This is a genomic window from uncultured Metabacillus sp. (assembly GCF_947503125.1).
Lineage (GTDB): Bacteria > Bacillota > Bacilli > Bacillales > Bacillaceae > Metabacillus.
On record NZ_CANNCR010000189.1, the window covers coordinates 1 to 522 of the forward strand.

General features: G+C 33.9%; 1 protein-coding gene. It reads right to left on the reverse strand.

The window, feature by feature from the left end; all coding sequences use genetic code 11:
* A partial coding sequence (locus Q1B07_RS26770) for a transposase (protein ID WP_299834329.1) occupies positions 1 to 516 on the reverse strand: 516 nt, incomplete at its 3' end.
* Positions 517 to 522: the final 6 nt, after the last annotated feature.

The following is a 522-nucleotide window of genomic DNA, read 5'->3' on the forward strand; positions in this document are numbered from 1 at the left end:
TACTATTTGTCTTTTAACTGTTTCTTGGAAAATAGCTACTTTTTGTTTACATTCTGCTTTTTTCCTTCTTGAATAGACTCCATAATATCTTATTGTTTTAAAGTTTTCATCAGGAATATGTCTTATTAGCCTACCGATAAACTCTTCTACCGTTACTTTTTCTCTTTTCTCTTTTCCATCTGTTTTATCCAAATATTTAAAAGTCACAAATTGACCATCATATTCCTCAATCCGACCTAAGGCAATCGCAGGTCGACGAATATAACGACCAATATATTTTAACTGCTCCTTTACATTCCCTTTTTGTTTTGGGGCATACACATAGAAGCCTTCTCCATTAGCGGAAAAAGCCTTTTGTAAAAGGGGCTGGATTCTTTTCTTTTCTGTAGCATTTACATTTTTACGAATAAGTTTTAATACCACTGTCTGCCATTGCTTTCTTAACAAATGGAACGGGATATAGTCATAGGTTTTCCATTCACCATTCTTTTTCATTCCTCCCATAGTCACAAGCATATGAAC